Source organism: Rhodococcus sp. WAY2 (genome assembly GCF_009859915.1).
Classification (GTDB): Bacteria; Actinomycetota; Actinomycetes; order Mycobacteriales; family Mycobacteriaceae; genus Rhodococcus_F; species Rhodococcus_F oxybenzonivorans.
Genome location: NZ_CP046572.1, coordinates 577999 through 592156, shown reverse-complemented (window position 1 = coordinate 592156; position 14158 = coordinate 577999). Strand labels below are relative to the sequence as shown.

17 protein-coding genes, 1 tRNA gene and 1 other RNA gene are annotated in these 14158 nt (G+C 66.0%); 13 read left to right on the top strand and 6 right to left on the bottom strand.

From position 1 onward, the window contains the following. Positions 1–28 precede the first annotated feature (28 nt). The gene (locus tag GFS60_RS02875) at positions 29–526 is read right to left on the bottom strand and encodes a CBS domain-containing protein (RefSeq protein WP_236603359.1); all 498 of its coding nucleotides are present in this window, start codon (positions 524–526) and stop codon (positions 29–31) included. Between the two features lie 191 nt (positions 527–717). Between GFS60_RS02875 and GFS60_RS02870 the strand changes: the two genes are divergently transcribed. The 5 genes from GFS60_RS02870 (at position 718) to GFS60_RS02850 (ending at position 4176) form a co-directional block, all read left to right on the top strand. Further along, a complete protein-coding gene (locus tag GFS60_RS02870; protein WP_159918907.1) occupies positions 718–1761 on the top strand; it encodes a HAMP domain-containing sensor histidine kinase in 1044 nt (347 codons plus the stop codon). Then, a complete protein-coding gene (locus GFS60_RS02865; protein ID WP_159918906.1) occupies positions 1758–2414 on the top strand; it encodes a response regulator in 657 nt (218 codons plus the stop codon). Before GFS60_RS02870 ends, GFS60_RS02865 begins: the two co-directional genes overlap by 4 nt. Positions 2415–2588: 174 nt before the next feature. Further along, entirely contained in the window at positions 2589–2795 is a 207-nt protein-coding gene (locus tag GFS60_RS02860) for a hypothetical protein (protein WP_159918905.1), read from the top strand. A 186-nt stretch (positions 2796–2981) separates the two neighbouring features. Next, positions 2982–3254 (top strand): hypothetical protein, encoded by a 273-nt coding sequence (locus GFS60_RS02855; protein ID WP_159918904.1) that lies wholly within the window; start codon positions 2982–2984, stop codon positions 3252–3254. 85 nt (positions 3255–3339) lie between these two features. Then, on the top strand, positions 3340–4176 hold the full coding sequence (locus tag GFS60_RS02850; protein WP_159918903.1) for a DUF1206 domain-containing protein: 837 nt from the start codon (positions 3340–3342) through the stop codon (positions 4174–4176). Positions 4177–4203: 27 nt separating this feature from the next. On the opposite strand, the gene GFS60_RS02845 is transcribed toward GFS60_RS02850, so the two are convergent. Further along, the gene (locus tag GFS60_RS02845; RefSeq protein ID WP_159918902.1) at positions 4204–5502 is read right to left on the bottom strand and encodes an aminotransferase class I/II-fold pyridoxal phosphate-dependent enzyme; all 1299 of its coding nucleotides are present in this window, start codon (positions 5500–5502) and stop codon (positions 4204–4206) included. A gap of 43 nt (positions 5503–5545) precedes the next feature. Further along, an RNA gene (gene ffs / locus GFS60_RS02840) (signal recognition particle sRNA small type) lies at positions 5546–5640 on the bottom strand. A gap of 115 nt (positions 5641–5755) precedes the next feature. On the opposite strand from ffs, the gene GFS60_RS02835 reads away from it, so the two are divergent. The 4 genes from GFS60_RS02835 to GFS60_RS02820 all read left to right on the top strand — a co-directional run bounded on the left by GFS60_RS02835 (position 5756) and on the right by GFS60_RS02820 (position 8276). Further along, on the top strand, positions 5756–6250 hold the full coding sequence (locus tag GFS60_RS02835) for a hypothetical protein (protein WP_159918901.1): 495 nt from the start codon (positions 5756–5758) through the stop codon (positions 6248–6250). Positions 6251–6310: 60 nt separating this feature from the next. Then, a tRNA-Ser gene (locus GFS60_RS02830) sits at positions 6311–6398 on the top strand. Between the two features lie 144 nt (positions 6399–6542). After that, positions 6543–7499 carry an alpha/beta hydrolase gene (locus tag GFS60_RS02825; RefSeq protein WP_159918900.1) on the top strand — a complete coding sequence of 319 codons (957 nt, stop codon included), beginning with the start codon at positions 6543–6545 and terminating at the stop codon, positions 7497–7499. 132 nt (positions 7500–7631) lie between these two features. Next, positions 7632–8276, top strand: a complete 645-nt coding sequence (locus GFS60_RS02820) for a YoaK family protein (RefSeq protein ID WP_159926813.1) — start codon at positions 7632–7634, stop codon at positions 8274–8276. Here GFS60_RS02820 and GFS60_RS02815 read toward each other — a convergent pair. Next, positions 8257–8772 carry a COG4315 family predicted lipoprotein gene (locus GFS60_RS02815; protein WP_159918899.1) on the bottom strand — a complete coding sequence of 172 codons (516 nt, stop codon included), beginning with the start codon at positions 8770–8772 and terminating at the stop codon, positions 8257–8259. The two genes, GFS60_RS02820 and GFS60_RS02815, sit on opposite strands and share 20 nt — an antisense overlap. Positions 8773–8929: 157 nt before the next feature. On the opposite strand from GFS60_RS02815, the gene GFS60_RS02810 reads away from it, so the two are divergent. Genes GFS60_RS02810 through GFS60_RS02800 form a run of 3 tightly spaced genes read left to right on the top strand, consistent with a single transcriptional unit; the run spans position 8930 to position 11874 of the window. Further along, positions 8930–9739 (top strand): helix-turn-helix domain-containing protein, encoded by an 810-nt coding sequence (locus GFS60_RS02810; RefSeq protein WP_159918898.1) that lies wholly within the window; start codon positions 8930–8932, stop codon positions 9737–9739. Further along, positions 9736–10296, top strand: a complete 561-nt coding sequence (locus tag GFS60_RS02805; protein WP_159918897.1) for a TIGR03086 family metal-binding protein — start codon at positions 9736–9738, stop codon at positions 10294–10296. The genes GFS60_RS02810 and GFS60_RS02805 overlap by 4 nt, the downstream gene beginning before the upstream one ends. Before the next feature lie 39 nt (positions 10297–10335). Next, positions 10336–11874 carry a metallophosphoesterase gene (locus GFS60_RS02800; RefSeq protein ID WP_159918896.1) on the top strand — a complete coding sequence of 513 codons (1539 nt, stop codon included), beginning with the start codon at positions 10336–10338 and terminating at the stop codon, positions 11872–11874. A 66-nt stretch (positions 11875–11940) separates the two neighbouring features. On the opposite strand, the gene GFS60_RS02795 is transcribed toward GFS60_RS02800, so the two are convergent. Then, positions 11941–12414, bottom strand: coding sequence for a winged helix-turn-helix transcriptional regulator (locus GFS60_RS02795; RefSeq protein WP_159918895.1), 474 nt, complete (start codon positions 12412–12414; stop codon positions 11941–11943). Between the two features lie 9 nt (positions 12415–12423). After that, positions 12424–13290, bottom strand: coding sequence for an alpha/beta fold hydrolase (locus tag GFS60_RS02790; protein ID WP_236603357.1), 867 nt, complete (start codon positions 13288–13290; stop codon positions 12424–12426). A gap of 242 nt (positions 13291–13532) precedes the next feature. Between GFS60_RS02790 and GFS60_RS02785 the strand changes: the two genes are divergently transcribed. Beyond that, the gene (locus GFS60_RS02785; RefSeq protein WP_159918894.1) at positions 13533–14147 is read left to right on the top strand and encodes a TetR/AcrR family transcriptional regulator; all 615 of its coding nucleotides are present in this window, start codon (positions 13533–13535) and stop codon (positions 14145–14147) included. Positions 14148–14158: the final 11 nt, after the last annotated feature.

Genomic DNA, 14158 nt, shown 5'->3' with positions numbered 1-14158 from the left:
TGTCGCGACCGGGTCTGCTGGTTCGGGATCAGTCACCGGGCCCGGCGACCGCCAGGCTGGTCAAAAGCCGCTCCAGCGTTACCGCGCCGACCAGCTTGCCGGTCTGGTCCACCACGGCAATCAGGGGGCTGTGCTTCTTCGCCATGACGGTGGCGATCTCGAGCAGCGTCGCCTCCGGAGGCACACTGGTCGGCTTGGCAATGGGATTGGGCAGGCAGTCACCGACGGTCAGCCGGCCGGCCTCCCGCCAGAACAGGTCGGCGTGCATTTCGTCGATGGTGCGGACCAGCGCGGGGTCGTCCTGATACGACTCGGGAATGGCGAGCCGCAGCACCTGTGTACCCGGTAGAACGGCGATCGGACGGTCCGCGTCGTCGACGACGATCAGCCCCGGCAGCCGGTTGACGACCATGAGCCGGACCGCATTCGACACCGGATCATTCGTCCGAACGGTGGGTGGGCTCACCGCGATCTCGTGTGCTTGCATGGCTTCGTTCCGTTGCGTGCAGGCTGGAGTGGTCGTCATCATCATCGTCCTCGTTCTCGAATCAGTTCGCGGACCTGTCGTTCCACCGCGGCGAGTCGATGCGCGATCGTCGTCCGATTGATGTGCATAACGCCTCCCTGCTGGAGATGGTCTCGAGTGTTCTCCGACTACCGATCCCGCCACAATCGGCCGCGACACCCATTTCTGTGGGTGAATGACATGTATGGACAATGCCGTCGTTGTGCGGTCACTCTGGTGGGGTGAACCCTCGCGTATCGGTCGTGAGCAGGTTTCGGGGGCGGACACGGACACCCGCCGGGGCGCTGTTCCGGCGACTCTTCGTGATCAACGGACTGGTCTTCACCCTCGGAACCCTCGCGCTCGCGCTGTCACCGGCGACGGTGTCGGCCCGCATCAGGTTGACCGAGATACCGGTGCTCGTGGTGGGGCTGGCTGTGATCCTCGCTGCCAACGCGTTTCTGTTGCGCTCGAGCCTCGCCCCGTTGGACAACCTCGCCCGCTCGATGAGCCGGGTGGATCCGCCACACCGTAGCGACCGCCTCGACGATCGCGGGAACGGCGATCTGCACGATCTCATCGCCTCGTTCAACGCCATGCTGGACCGGCTCGAAACCGAACGGAGTTCGGCGACCGGGTCGGCACTCGCAGCGCAGGAAGGTGAGCGAGCGCGGATTGCGCGGGAGCTGCACGATGAGATCGGCCAAAGCCTCACCGTGGCTCTACTCGCCCTCAAACGCGCGGTCGACAAGGCGCCGATCGAGCTGCGCGGCGACCTTCACCACGCCCAGGAGGCGGTGCGCGCCAGCCTCGACGAGGTCCGGGGCATCGCCAGCCGGTTGCGCCCCGACGTGCTCGAGGACCTCGGACTGCACAGCGCACTCAACGCCCTGTGCAGTGAGTTCACGCAGGCGACGCGGATTGATGTCGTCAGACACATCTACCCCAGGCTCGCCCGCCTGAATCCGAACATCGAGCTGGTCTGCTACCGCGTCGCGCAGGAGGCCTTGACCAATATCGCCCGCCACGCCGGGGCCCAGGAAGTGCACCTGGACCTGCACGTCGCCGACGATCACCTGACGTTGTGCATCGTGGACGACGGCAAGGGCGGCGTCGTCGCCGACGGGGCAGGGATCAAGGGGATGCGCGAACGTGCCCTGCTGGTCGGCGCCACGCTCGGCATCGACTCGCCGTCCGGTGAGGGCACGAAGGTTCGGCTGGTCCTCCCCTTGCGCGTGGAATCGAGCGTGCGATGAATTGTCGAGGTGCTCGCATACTGCTCGCCGACGATCATGCGATGGTGCGGAGCGGTCTGCGGATGATCCTCGATGCCGAGCCGGACCTCCAGGTGGTGGTCGAGGCCGCAAATGGTTATGAGGCAATCGGTGCGCTCGACGACACCCTGGTCGACCTTGCGATTCTGGACATCGCGATGCCCCGGATGACGGGGCTGCAAGCAGCGCGAGAGATCAACCGGTCCCACCCGCAGGTTCGGATCCTCATTTTGTCGATGTACGACAACGAGCAGTACTTCTTCGAAGCACTCAAGGCCGGCGCGTCCGGTTACGTGCTCAAATCTGTGGCCGACCGCGACCTCCTCGAGGCCTGCAGGGCCACCCTGCGAGGGGAGCCATTCCTCTACCCCGGTGCGGTGACCGCCCTCATCCGCGACTACCTCCACCGGGACCGGACCGGAGAATCACTGCCGGCCACCATTTTGACGCCCCGTGAGGAGGAAATTCTGAAACTGATCGCGGAGGGCGACACCACCCGGGAGATCGCGAACACCTTGAGCATCAGTGCCAAGACAGTCGACCGGCACCGCGCGAACATTCTGCAGAAGCTCGGACTGCGGGACCGACTCGCGTTGACTCGTTACGCGATCCGCGCCGGGCTGATCGAGCCGTGACTGCGCCGGAAAGGTGGCCGACGCGCAACCGTCGACTGGGGCCGGTGGACGACTCGCCGTGCCCAAAACCGTGCGCTCGTGTGTGGGAGCACGATTAACTGGCCTACGGGTCGGCGCAACGCAAGGGTGCGCGGCCTCAACCATGGAACCAAAACGAGTAGTGGAGGTCAGCACATGGCAGGTATAGCGTCGAAGTTCGACAAGGCCTACGAAACCCTTCCGATCGAGGAACTCGCACAGGCCCCGGTCGCCGCGCTCGAGGGGGTGAGCGAGTCCGACGCCGAACATCTCGCGGCGGCGTTCAACATCAAGACCGTCGCCGACCTGGGTACCAACAAGTACTTTCTCTGGGCGCAGGCAGTCGCGAAACTCGCCGAGTAAACGCTCGCCGGGCGCGGTCGCTGAATGGCCTGACCCGGTATGACTTTATGGGGATACCCCCGCAGACCCTCGAGACTGCGGGGGTATTTCCGTGAACCGGACCGTCCCGCGTCTCGACAGACAGCGTCGCTCATGCGGAAATGTGCATATGATCCGAGGTATCCGCCGAGCGAGAGGGTGAGGACAATGCCCGAAAACACGAGCGAGAAGAAACCGGCGCCCGCAAACGTCGCTGTGGGTGTGCGGGTGCTGGTACGCCGGCAGTCCGAGGAGGCACAGACCGGTCATGTCATCGAGGACTACGCCGCGTTGACCGACGTCGAACGTGGGCACGAATGGGCGCCTGTGCATCGATGGGCCATCGCCCTCGACGACGGACGCCTGGTTTTCGCCGACACCGACGACCTCACCATCGATCCCGGCGCACCCCAATCCGGGACGCAGCCTCCACGCCGCTGACCACACCGCGTGTCGGCGCGGCCGTTGCCGGGTACCTCTAGGTTCCAGGGACTACGGTCCATTCGCGCGACCCGAAGGACACCCGATGGCCCAGAACGAAGCCAACCGAGCCAGCGGATTCAGTGGAGCAGTCGATCGGGCGACAGACAGCACCACGTTCGAACGGGTTGCCCGCGCCGGCCACGTGATGAGCGGATTCGTCCATCTCCTCGTTGCGTACATCATCATTCAGCTGGCGTTCGGAAGCGGTGGCGACGCCGACCAGTCCGGGGCGCTGGGCACTCTCGCTTCCAAACCGGGTGGCCGGTTCGTCCTGTGGGTAGCCGCGGTGGCGTTCGTCGCAATGGCTCTGTGGCGGCTGGCCGAGACCGTGCTCGGACCGCATGTCACCGAGGGATCGCAGGGTGATCCGGAAGGTCCGTCGTTGATGGACCGCGCGAAGGCGTTCGGCTTGGCCTTGGTCTACTTCGCTTTCGCCTTCTCTGCGGTCCAGTTCGCCCGCGGCGCCGGGAAGTCGAGCGGTCAGCAGAATGCGGGACTCAGCGCTCGGCTCATGGAGTCCGGGGCAGGCAAGGCACTTCTCATCGTGGTCGCGCTGGTGGCCATCGCGATCGGCGGGTATCACATCTACAAGGGCGCGTCGAAGAATTTCTGCGACGATCTGAAAGGTCAGCCCTCGAAGCTCGTGGAGCCGCTCGGCGTCATCGGATACGTCGCGAAGGGGCTGGTGATCGCCGGTGCGGGCGTCCTCGTGATCGTGGCCGTGCTGAAGTCCGACCCTTCCAAGGCCACCGGCCTCGACGGCGCGGTCAAAACACTCGGCTCGGCGCCGTACGGTCAGGTGCTTCTCGTCCTCGCCGCACTGGGCATCGCCGCCTACGGTGTGTACAGCTTCGTGATGGCGCGCAATGCCCGGATGTAGCCGGGCGCACCCCTAGTACAGCAATGACTAGGGGTGCGTTCCGTCGAGGCGCGCCTCGGTGGCCGCGAGGAGAACGCAGGTTGCGACGCCGTTCATCGCCTTGCCCAACTCCTCGGTGGACGGGAAGCTCGGCGCGAGCCGAATGTTCTTGTCCTCGGGGTCGATGCCGTACGGAAACGCGGATCCGGCGGCGGTGAGCGCGATACCCGCTTCCTTCGCCAGGGCGATCACCCGCTTGGCCGTGCCCTCCACGACGTCGAGGCTCACGAAGTAACCACCCTTCGGCTCCGTCCACGACGCCACCTTCGACGCCCCCAGACGGTCCTCGAGGATCTTCAGCACCAACGCGAACTTAGGTGCCAGCAGCTCACGGTGCTTCTCCATGTGCGCCCGGACACCGTCCGCGTTGCCGAAGAATCGCAGGTGACGAAGCTGGTTGAGCTTGTCGGGACCGATACTCTTCTTGCCGAAGTACTTCTGATACCACGCCAGGTTCTCGGTAGAGGCACCGAAGAAGCTGACACCGGCGCCCGCGAACGTGATCTTCGACGTCGACGCGAACACCAGCGGACGGTTCGGGTGGCCGGCCTCGGCGGCCATGCCCAGGATGTCCAGCGACGGCGCCGTCTCCCCGAACAACGGATGCACCGCATAGGCGTTGTCCCAGAACAACCGGAAATCTGGGGCCGCGGTGGGCATCGTGGCCAACGTCCGCGCCACTTCCTCCGAGTACACGACACCGGTGGGGTTGGAATAGTTGGGGACCGCCCACAAGCCCTTGATCTGCGGGTCTCCTGCCACAAGCTTGGCGACGAGGTCCGCATCCGGGCCGTCCGGTCGCATCGGCACCGGAATCATCTCGATGCCGTAGGACTCGGTGATCGCGAAGTGGCGATCGTATCCGGGCGCCGGGCAGAGGAACCGGACCTTGGGCTCCTGCGACCACGGTCGCGGGGAATCGGGATTTCCGTGCAGCAGCGAGAACACCACCGCGTCGTGCATGATCTCGAGGCTCGCGTTGTTTCCGGCGAGGAGATTTTCGACGGGAATGCCGAGTAACTCGCCAAAGATGGCCCGCAGTTCGGGCAGGCCGGCGAGGCCGCCGTAGTTGCGGCAGTCGGTGCCGTTGCCGTCCCGGAAGTCGCCGTCACCCGGCAGCGTCAGAAGCTCCGCCGACAGGTCCAGCTGTTCGGGAGAGGGTTTGCCACGGGTGAGATCGAGCGTGAGCTTCTCGGTCTTCAACTGCGCATAATTCGCAGTTTGACGCTCGTGCTCGGAAAGTAGTTCCTCATGGCTCATCAACCCGATCTGGGTCTGGTTGGGCATCAGGAGCGGCCTTTCACCGACGTGATGAGTCGGGTATGCGAAAGATAGGGGACCCCGCGCACCCGGCAGAGCCCGTTGACCCTTGCTGCCTTCCGGCCCTGGGGGAGTTCACAGGATGCGCGCCGCGCGGGATCCACCACAGAGTGTAGACGGCCCCGAACTGCCGCAGGGATCCACCCCGGAACCGGGGTCCGGTGCTACGGTCGCCACCGCATTCGGCCACCTCGGGCCGAAAGACCGATGGGATTGAGGGATGTATCGGAGAAGGGCCGCGCGGGCGGTGGCACTCGGCAGCGTCGTGGCGGCGCTGTCGGCGTGCGGAGGGGGCGACGACGAGCCGACCTCGGACGACGCAGCGCGTTGGGATGCGGTGGACCCGTGCACGTTGGCCGACGAGGCAACGCTGGACACGTTGCTGACGGCCGACGTCGGCAACGGCACGCCGGTCGAGGCCGACGAGCGTCGCAGCTGCACGTGGGGCCGGCCCGAGACGCTGAACACCGTGACCGTCACCACGACAGATTCCGCCGCCCCCGACAAGCCCCTGCGCACCATCGAGGTGCTCGGAAAAGAAGGTCGCGCCCTCGCCGAGAGCAAGTACCAGTGCATCCTCGAGTTCACTACCGACTCGGGCACCCTCCTGATCGACACGACTTTCGGCCTGGACGCCGTCGCGGACCCGGACACCTCGTGCAACCGGTCGGTGCCGCTGGCCGAACACTCGCTGACCCTGCTGCATTGGGCGTAGAACCGCGCTTTCACCTGGCCGTTTAACACCGAGGCGGGGTCGTTGGGTATGCTCCTCCACGGAGGATTCGCCTAGTGGCCTATGGCGCTCGCCTGGAACGCGGGTTGGGTTAACGCCCTCAGGGGTTCAAATCCCCTATCCTCCGCCACAGGAACCCCTGTGAACTGCCGAAAAGCGGTTCACAGGGGTTCTTTCGCTTCACATCCAGGCCTTCTTGAATACGCAGAGTAGTTATCTTCCTGTTATCGTTCGTGGCGCAGTGTGTGTCGGTACGAGATAAAGGGACAATTCCATGGCGATTCGTCGCACCCGCGCGTTGATCGTGGGCCTCGTCGCAGTGTTGGCGTCGGGCCTCGCATCCGCTTTGACCGGAGCCGGCATCGCCCATGCCGACTCCGCCCTGATCTCGGTGTATTCACCCTCTATGGACAAGCACATTCCCGTGAAGGTGCTGAAGGCCGCGGGCGGTGGTCCTGCCCCTACCCTGTACCTGCTCGACGGGTTGCGGGCGCCGGACAACAACAACGGCTGGCTGATCGAGACCGACGTGGAGAGCTTCTTCGCCGGCAAGCACGTCAACGTGGTCATTCCGTTCGGCGGCGGCGGCACCTTCTACTCGGATTGGCAGCGCGACGATCCCAAGCTCGGCCGCGTCAAGTGGGAGACCTTCCTCACCAACGAGCTGCCCCCGGTGATGGCGTCGCAGTTCGGCAGCGACGGGGTGAACAACGCCGTGGCCGGTCTGTCGATGAGCGGCACCTCCGCGCTGAACCTCGCCATCCATCGTCCCGACTTCTACAAAGCGGTCGCCTCCTACAGCGGATACCCGACGGCTAGCTCCCCCGGCTTCGCCCAGGGTATTCAGGTTTCCGTCGCCCAGATGGGCGGCAACGCATCGAACATGTGGGGCTTCTGGCCGTCACCGGCGTGGATTCGCAACGACCCGCTGCTCAACGTCGGCGCCCTGCGCGGCAAGTCCGTCTACATCTCCTCCGGTGCAGGCGCGGCGAGCGATCCCACCGTCGACCCGGACAGCGATCACTTCGACCCGGTGAAGTTCTCGCAGACCGTTCCCCTGGAGACCGCCGCCGGCCTGAGCAGCCGGACCTTCGTCCCCGCCGCGCAGCGCGCCGGCGCCAAGGTGCAGACGCGCATCACCGATGAAGGCCTCCACACCTGGAACTACTGGCAGGAACGGCTGCACGAGTCCTGGGCCGGCACGATCGCGCCCGCCCTCGGCACCTCCTGAGCCGAGCGTTCCCCTCGCCTGACCTTCCACCACAGTGGCCCCCGATCTCGGATCGGGGGCCACTGTGATTTCAGGCCACGGTGTTTCTGCACGGTGTTGGATAGTGCTGTGCCCATCGACGACAGCAGGCGGATGCTCACCCTCGCCGTCGTTCTGTCCGTCCTGGCCGGATACGTCGACGCTCTCGGGTTCATCACCCTCGGTGGGTTCTTCGTCGCGTTCATGAGCGGCAATCTCACCCGCTTCAGCGTCGGATTCGCCGAAGGAACCTGGGCGCATGCGCTGACGGCCGCAGCCGTCATCGGCGTGTTCGTCCTGGGGACCGTGCTGGGTGCAACAATCGTCCACCTCGCCGACCGGCGGAACCTGCCGGTGAAGAGCACCGTGCTCGCGGCGGTGTCGGGCCTGCTCCTCGCAGGGTCTGTCGCCGCGAGCCTCGATGCGAGCACGGTGGCGGTCGGCGCCATGCTGCTCGCGATGGGGGCCGAGAACTCCTTCTTCCAGCGCGACGGCGAGGTGAGCGTCGGACTCACGTACATGACCGGTGCCCTCGTGAAGATGGGCCACCGACTCGCGGCCGTCATGTTCGGCGGCTCCCGCTGGGCGTGGCTACGTCACTTCGCGTTGTGGGTCGGGCTGGTGGTGGGCGCGGTGACGGGCACCCTCGCCCACCGCTGGGTCGGATTGGACGCCCTGTGGTTCGCGGCGGTGCCGGCCACTGCGCTGACCGTCCTCGTCCACCGGACGGTGGACCGCGCTACTCGCCGCCGGCAGTAGTCGTGACGGGGTTACCCGAGGAGTCGAGGGTCCACCAGACACTGCCAACGGCTTGTCCGAACGCGTCCCCGGGCTCGTTGTCGTCCTTGTAGCGGTACACCGGCCGGCCGTTGACGGTCAGCTGGTGGGTACCGTCCGCCGCCGGGATGGTGTCGACGACGACCTCCTGCAAACCCTGGACGACAGGATTCTCGGTGACGCTGGTGACCGGCGGCCACGATTCGAGGCAGGGGCCACGGCAGGAACTCGCACCGGACCCGACCTCGTCGTTGTCGTACACATACACCGTCATACCACCGGTATCGACGACCACTTCACCGATGGTCGTCGGGCCCATCTTCAGAACGGGTTCACCGGGGGACGCAGGTGGCGACGTCGGAGTCGGTGACACGGGTGCGTTTCCGCCCGTATCGCCGGAGTCGGTGCTGTCGTACGCGCAACTCGAGAAAGCCAGGCTGACGGCGGCGATTGCGGCCAGCGCCCATGTTCGTCTCATGGAGTCCTCGTTCTCTGTGACGGCGGTATGGCGGGCCTCCGGGGAACCTCGACGGACCCGTGCCTACAGTTCACCTCGAGTTGTCCGCCGGTGCGGGCAGTTTCGCGTGATGCCGCGACAGCGGCAGATGTCGGTGCGCGTGACTACGCTCCCTGTCATGGGCTGGTACACGCCGACCTCACCGTCGTCCGATCTCACCGACACCCTGGTGTGCGGTTGGTCGGCGCGCACCGAGGGCGAGCACCTGCTGGTGCCGGACGGTTGCATGGACATTCTGTGGATTCGCGGGATCGGCATCCGGCTCTGCGGTCCCGAAACATCGGCCTGGTCGTTCACCCTGCCGCCGGGCACCGAATCGGTGGGCGTGCGTTTCCGGCCGGGCGCTGCTTCGCCACTGTTTCGAACCCCGGCGTCCGAGGTACGCAACATCCGCGTCGGGCTGGGCGACGTCCTCGGCTCGAGCTGGGAACGAACACTCACCGACCGGCTGGACAACGCGGCGGGAAGCGACGAGCGAATCACGTTGTTCGAGAACGCCGTGCGATCCTTGCGCGGCAGCCGACGCGAAGCGGATCCGCTGATCGGCCACGTGCGCCGGGCGCTGGCTCGTCACTCCTGGAACGTGGGCGCGCTCGCCGACGCCACGTCAGTCACCGAACGGCAACTACAGCGGCGGTGCAACGACTCGTTCGGATACGGCCCAGCGACCCTGCGCGGAATCCTGCGGCTTCAGCGGTTCATGGCGCTGGCCCAGTCCGGAAAGCGAAGGAGCCTGGCCGAACTCGCCGCCACCTCGGGGTACAGCGATCAGGCGCATCTGTCCCGCGAGTGCCGCCGGATCTCCTCACTGACCCCCTCCGACCTGCTTGCGAGCGAGGCACCCGGCTGGCACGGCAGCGCCTCCGTCGTCGATGTCGGAAATGTTCAAGCCCTCGACCGCTTCGGAGGGGAAGAATCGGCAGCATGACTTCGACAACGGACACCCCCGCCGCCCATTACCGAGATCTGGCCGAGAAGTTCACCGCTCGCGTCGAATCCGTGCCCGCCGACCGCTGGAACAATGTGTCGCCGTGCGAGGGCTGGACCGCCCGCGACCTCCTGCGCCACGTAATCGACACCCAGCGGTACATCGTCACCGTGGTCGACCTCGAGCTGCCCGCCGGCCCTTCCGTCGACGAGGATCCGGCCGCCGCGTGGGCGGCCACCCGCGACGGCATGCAGGAAATCCTCGACGACCCCGAGCGCGGAAGCCGCGAATACGAAGGACACTTCGGCCGCACCACCCTCGCCGACACGGTCGGCAGCTTCTACTGCTTCGACCTGGTGGTCCACGGATGGGACCTCGCGCGGGCCACCGGCCTCGACGAGACGATCCCCGCCGATGACCTCGCGTGGGTACGCACCGTCGCCGAGCAACTCGGCGACAACATTCGCATGGCAGGTGTATGCGGGCCGGCCGTCGAAGTGCCTGCGGACGCGGACGAGCAGACTCGACTTCTGGGCTTCCTCGGTCGCAAGGCCTGACGATCGGCGCCGTCCCGGCCACACTTGTAACCTCAGGTCATGGGTGTGCCGGGCAGGTTAGCCACGTTGATGGCCGTGTCGCTGGTTGCCGGTGTGCTCAGCAGCGACGGGGTTGCCGGCGCAGAACCGGAGCCGCGCGGCGCCCAGGGCCTGGCGTCGCGCGGGCTGCTGAGTTCGACTCCACTGCACTCCGCGGTCATGTTCGCCGGCATCACCGACGATCTCACGCCGTCCGGTCGTGTGCCCGGCGACGAATCGGACCGCACATCGGCCACCACCCACCGCTTCGACGAGTACCCATACATGCGATACGAGGTCACGTTCGTGCCGGGCACTCTTGCCAACGAGGTGGTCTGGGAAGGCCGTTCGGTCAACCTCGACGACGTGGCACTGCATGTCTGGGATGAGCAGGCGGACAGCTGGGGTGAGCCGGTGGCCACCGCGCGACCCGACATTCCGGGCGGTCCGGTAAGGCTGAGCACCCGCATCGAGGGTGCCGATTCGGCCCAGATCCTCGTCATCGACAGTCCGCGCCGCGACCGTTCCTTCCGCGATGCCAACTCCGAGGCCGACCAGCAATTCGCAGATCCGGCGTCCTACGACTTCGCAATTCAGCACATCACCGACACCCAGTACGTGTCCCGGGACAATCCCGCGGTGTTCGACAGCATGACCCGCTGGACGGTCGACAATGCCGCGGACCGGAAAATCGCGTACTCGATGCACACCGGTGACCTGGTCCAGAGCTGGATTCGGCCGGGGGCGCCTGACACTCGCGCCCGCCCCGAATTCGAAGTGGCGGACAAGGCGATGTCGACTTTGGAAGACGCCGGCATCCCGCACGGCGTCCTGCCCGGCAATCACGACAATCTGTGGAATGTCGGCGGCCGCCTGATCCCGGGCGAGCATGAGAAGAACCACGCCCTCTACAACGAGTTCTTCGGCCCGTGGCGATACCGGGACAGGCCGTATTGGGGTGGGTCGGTGACGGACACCGACAACTCGGCTCATTACGACCTGCTCGACCTCGCAGGTGCGAAGTTCTTGATGCTGTACATCGGCTACAACCCGCCCGAGCGGGTACTGCAGTGGGCCGAGGACGTTCTCGCCGCGCATCCGGATCGCAATGTGATGATCGGCAGCCACTACTACCTCGACGAGGACGGCTCCCTGCGGATGAGCGGCTTCGGCGACATCGGCGGAAGCGCCGGACAGCAGATCTGGAACCGGCTCGTCGTGCCGTTCGACACGGTGTTCCTCGTCCTCGCCGGACATGTCGACGGGCAGACGACGGTCACCGACAGAAAGGTCGGGGACACCGACCGCACCGTGGTGGAATTGCTCGCCGACTACCAGAACTTCCGGGTCGACAACCGTCGGGAGACCGGCTTCCAGCGACTGCTCCAATTCGACCTCGACGGCGGCACCCTCGCGGTGACCACGCACTCCCCCGCGTTGAACAGTTTCCGCGTGGAAGATTTCGACCCGCAAAGACGCTACGAGCCCGGTGACGGTGATTTCGTCACCGATGTGGAGTTGCGGGCGGACATGCCGCGCGCCGTCATTCCAGCCACCTGACGTGCACGTCTGACTCGAGGCGCACGTCGCTCATCCGGGTCCCTCTCCGACCCCCTTGCGCGCGAGCTAACCGGCAGGGAGGGGGTCTGTTCGTAGTCCGGGCCCCGGCGGCAGTTCCAGCTCGGTGCCGGAAACAGTCTCGCCGCACTGCTCGCACACCAGCTCGGCGTGCAGCTGACCACCGCACTCACGGTGCCGGGTCAGCCGCGGTAGGCCGTCCGGCCCCGACCGGTGCCGGTCGCCCCAATGCATGAGTCCGACCACCGGCGTGCAGAGTTCGAGGCCGACCGCGGTGAGCCGGTACTCGAAGCGAGGCGGACGCTGCTGATACTCGACGCGCTCCAGCACACCCGCCTCCACCAACCGCTTGAGCCGGTCGGTGAGCACGTTGCGGGCGACGCCCAGGCTGTGCTGGAACTCGTCGAAGCGGCGCAGGCCGAGCATCGCGTCGCGAACTATCAGCAGTGTCCATCGCTCGCCGAGAACTTCGAGCGTGCGAGCGATGGAGCACACCTGGCCGTCGTACGTGCGGTTGAGCATCCGCCGATTCTACGCCGACAAGGTTGCGTGACGATACTCGCCCGTCATGAGGTCGGCGACCAGCTCGGGCTCGTCGACCTGTACGTAATGCCCGGAGTTTTCGATCAGATGCAGGTTGTTGTCGGGGAACTGCCCGGCGAATCGCTTCGCCAACCGCGGATTGAGGAACGGGTCGCTGACGCCGAAGATGATCCGCACGGGACGGTGGAAATGCTGCAGCTGGCGGGCCTTGAACCGCCGGGAAACCACCTGGCCGAGCATGCCGGAGGTGTGCCGCCAGAACGCCGGACGTGACGCGCGAAACTGCTCGAACAGCTGCGGAACGAGTTCGGCGCGTGCGTCGCCGTCGCGGATGAATGAGCCCACCTGGTAGTGGAAGAGGCGCCGCTCGAGGTCGGGTCGCATCGCCGACAGCCGACGGGCGATCGCGTTGAGCCCGGGCGTCGAGTACAGCACGATGGCATGTGGACGGCGAAGGCCGATCGTCCACTCGTAGTAGGTGTTGAGCAGGACGAGCTCCTCGACCCGCTCGGGGTTCCGCAGCGCCCAGTCGATGGCCGGCGGACCGGACGCGTCGTGCGCGACCAGCACGACTCGCTCGTCCGGCAAGCTGTTGACCACCGCGTCGATGTCGCCGACCTGGTTGGTCGCGGTATACGGGTAGCCGGACGGTTTGTCCGATTCGCCCCACCCGAGGAAGTCGAATCGCACCACGCTCCGGCGACCGGCAAGGTGCGGCATGAGGCGGTCGTAGAGGTGCATGCTGTCGGGAAAGCCGTGCATGAGCACCAGTGGCGCTCCCGGTCCGTCCGTGATTTCCGCGTGTATCCGGTGCTGTCCTCGCCGGACCAGAAGCGGTGTTGTCGTCGTATCCATCAGGGTCTGCTCCACATCAATGTGAGTTGTTTCACGCAACTCGGCGACCGTAGCATGAGTCTCGTGAAGAAACTAACCCTTGTCATCGTTGCCGGCGAACCGGAAAATGTGCTGCCGCGTGACCGTGCGGCCCACGTTTCCGGCCTGCGAATAACGCTGAACCCACTGGCCACACGCGACACTTTGCGACACAGGGGCACCTGACACGTGTATTGATTCAATACGCAAGTAATGTTCTATCCATGCGCGAACGCCGATACTCCTCGACCAGTCCAGAGCACCTCGCGGCAGCCCTGTTCGATGTCGCGGCCCAGGCAGGCCTCGAGGGTGCCAGCGTTCGCGAGGTGGCCAAGCGGGCCGGCGTGTCCATCGGCGCCGTGCAGCATCACTTCTCCACCAAGGACGAGATGTTCGCCTTCGCCCTGAGGACTCTCGTCGACAAATTGCTCACCCGTCTGGCGGACGTGGATCAGGGCGGCGACCCCGCCCGCGGCCTGTTCTCGGCCTTGTCGCAGCTACTTCCGCTCGACGAGGCCAGGTCCCGCGAGGCCCACGTCATGGCCGGGTTCGCCGTCCGTGCGGCCACCTCGGCCTCGCTCGCCGAGATTCGCCGCACGACCCTGTTCACCATCCGTACCAAGCTGTCCGCGGTGTTGATCGGCATGGGCGTCCACGAGGCCGAAACACGCGCGGCGTTGCTGCTCGCCGCCGTCGACGGCCTCGCGCTCCACGCGCTCGGCAGCCCCGCCCTGTACCCGCCGGAGTACCTCGAGCACGCCCTCGACATCCAGATTGCCATGGTTCTGCAAGGCGCCGAGGTCGTGCCGACGACGTCGTCGATCGAACTGGCCAGCTGACCCCACCGCCT

Bases quoted from the DNA above. Each gene is read 5' to 3' on its own strand.
- GFS60_RS02875 (WP_236603359.1), bottom strand. From the start codon at position 526: ATGACGACCACTCCAGCCTGCACGCAACGGAACGAAGCCATGCAAGCA.
- GFS60_RS02870 (WP_159918907.1), top strand. From the start codon at position 718: ATGCCGTCGTTGTGCGGTCACTCTGGTGGGGTGAACCCTCGCGTATCG.
- GFS60_RS02865 (WP_159918906.1), top strand. From the start codon at position 1,758: ATGAATTGTCGAGGTGCTCGCATACTGCTCGCCGACGATCATGCGATG.
- GFS60_RS02860 (WP_159918905.1), top strand. From the start codon at position 2,589: ATGGCAGGTATAGCGTCGAAGTTCGACAAGGCCTACGAAACCCTTCCG.
- GFS60_RS02855 (WP_159918904.1), top strand. From the start codon at position 2,982: ATGCCCGAAAACACGAGCGAGAAGAAACCGGCGCCCGCAAACGTCGCT.
- GFS60_RS02850 (WP_159918903.1), top strand. From the start codon at position 3,340: ATGGCCCAGAACGAAGCCAACCGAGCCAGCGGATTCAGTGGAGCAGTC.
- GFS60_RS02845 (WP_159918902.1), bottom strand. From the start codon at position 5,502: ATGCCCAACCAGACCCAGATCGGGTTGATGAGCCATGAGGAACTACTT.
- GFS60_RS02835 (WP_159918901.1), top strand. From the start codon at position 5,756: ATGTATCGGAGAAGGGCCGCGCGGGCGGTGGCACTCGGCAGCGTCGTG.
- GFS60_RS02825 (WP_159918900.1), top strand. From the start codon at position 6,543: ATGGCGATTCGTCGCACCCGCGCGTTGATCGTGGGCCTCGTCGCAGTG.
- GFS60_RS02820 (WP_159926813.1), top strand. From the start codon at position 7,632: ATGCTCACCCTCGCCGTCGTTCTGTCCGTCCTGGCCGGATACGTCGAC.
- GFS60_RS02815 (WP_159918899.1), bottom strand. From the start codon at position 8,772: ATGAGACGAACATGGGCGCTGGCCGCAATCGCCGCCGTCAGCCTGGCT.
- GFS60_RS02810 (WP_159918898.1), top strand. From the start codon at position 8,930: ATGGGCTGGTACACGCCGACCTCACCGTCGTCCGATCTCACCGACACC.
- GFS60_RS02805 (WP_159918897.1), top strand. From the start codon at position 9,736: ATGACTTCGACAACGGACACCCCCGCCGCCCATTACCGAGATCTGGCC.
- GFS60_RS02800 (WP_159918896.1), top strand. From the start codon at position 10,336: ATGGGTGTGCCGGGCAGGTTAGCCACGTTGATGGCCGTGTCGCTGGTT.
- GFS60_RS02795 (WP_159918895.1), bottom strand. From the start codon at position 12,414: ATGCTCAACCGCACGTACGACGGCCAGGTGTGCTCCATCGCTCGCACG.
- GFS60_RS02790 (WP_236603357.1), bottom strand. From the start codon at position 13,290: ATGGATACGACGACAACACCGCTTCTGGTCCGGCGAGGACAGCACCGG.
- GFS60_RS02785 (WP_159918894.1), top strand. From the start codon at position 13,533: ATGCGCGAACGCCGATACTCCTCGACCAGTCCAGAGCACCTCGCGGCA.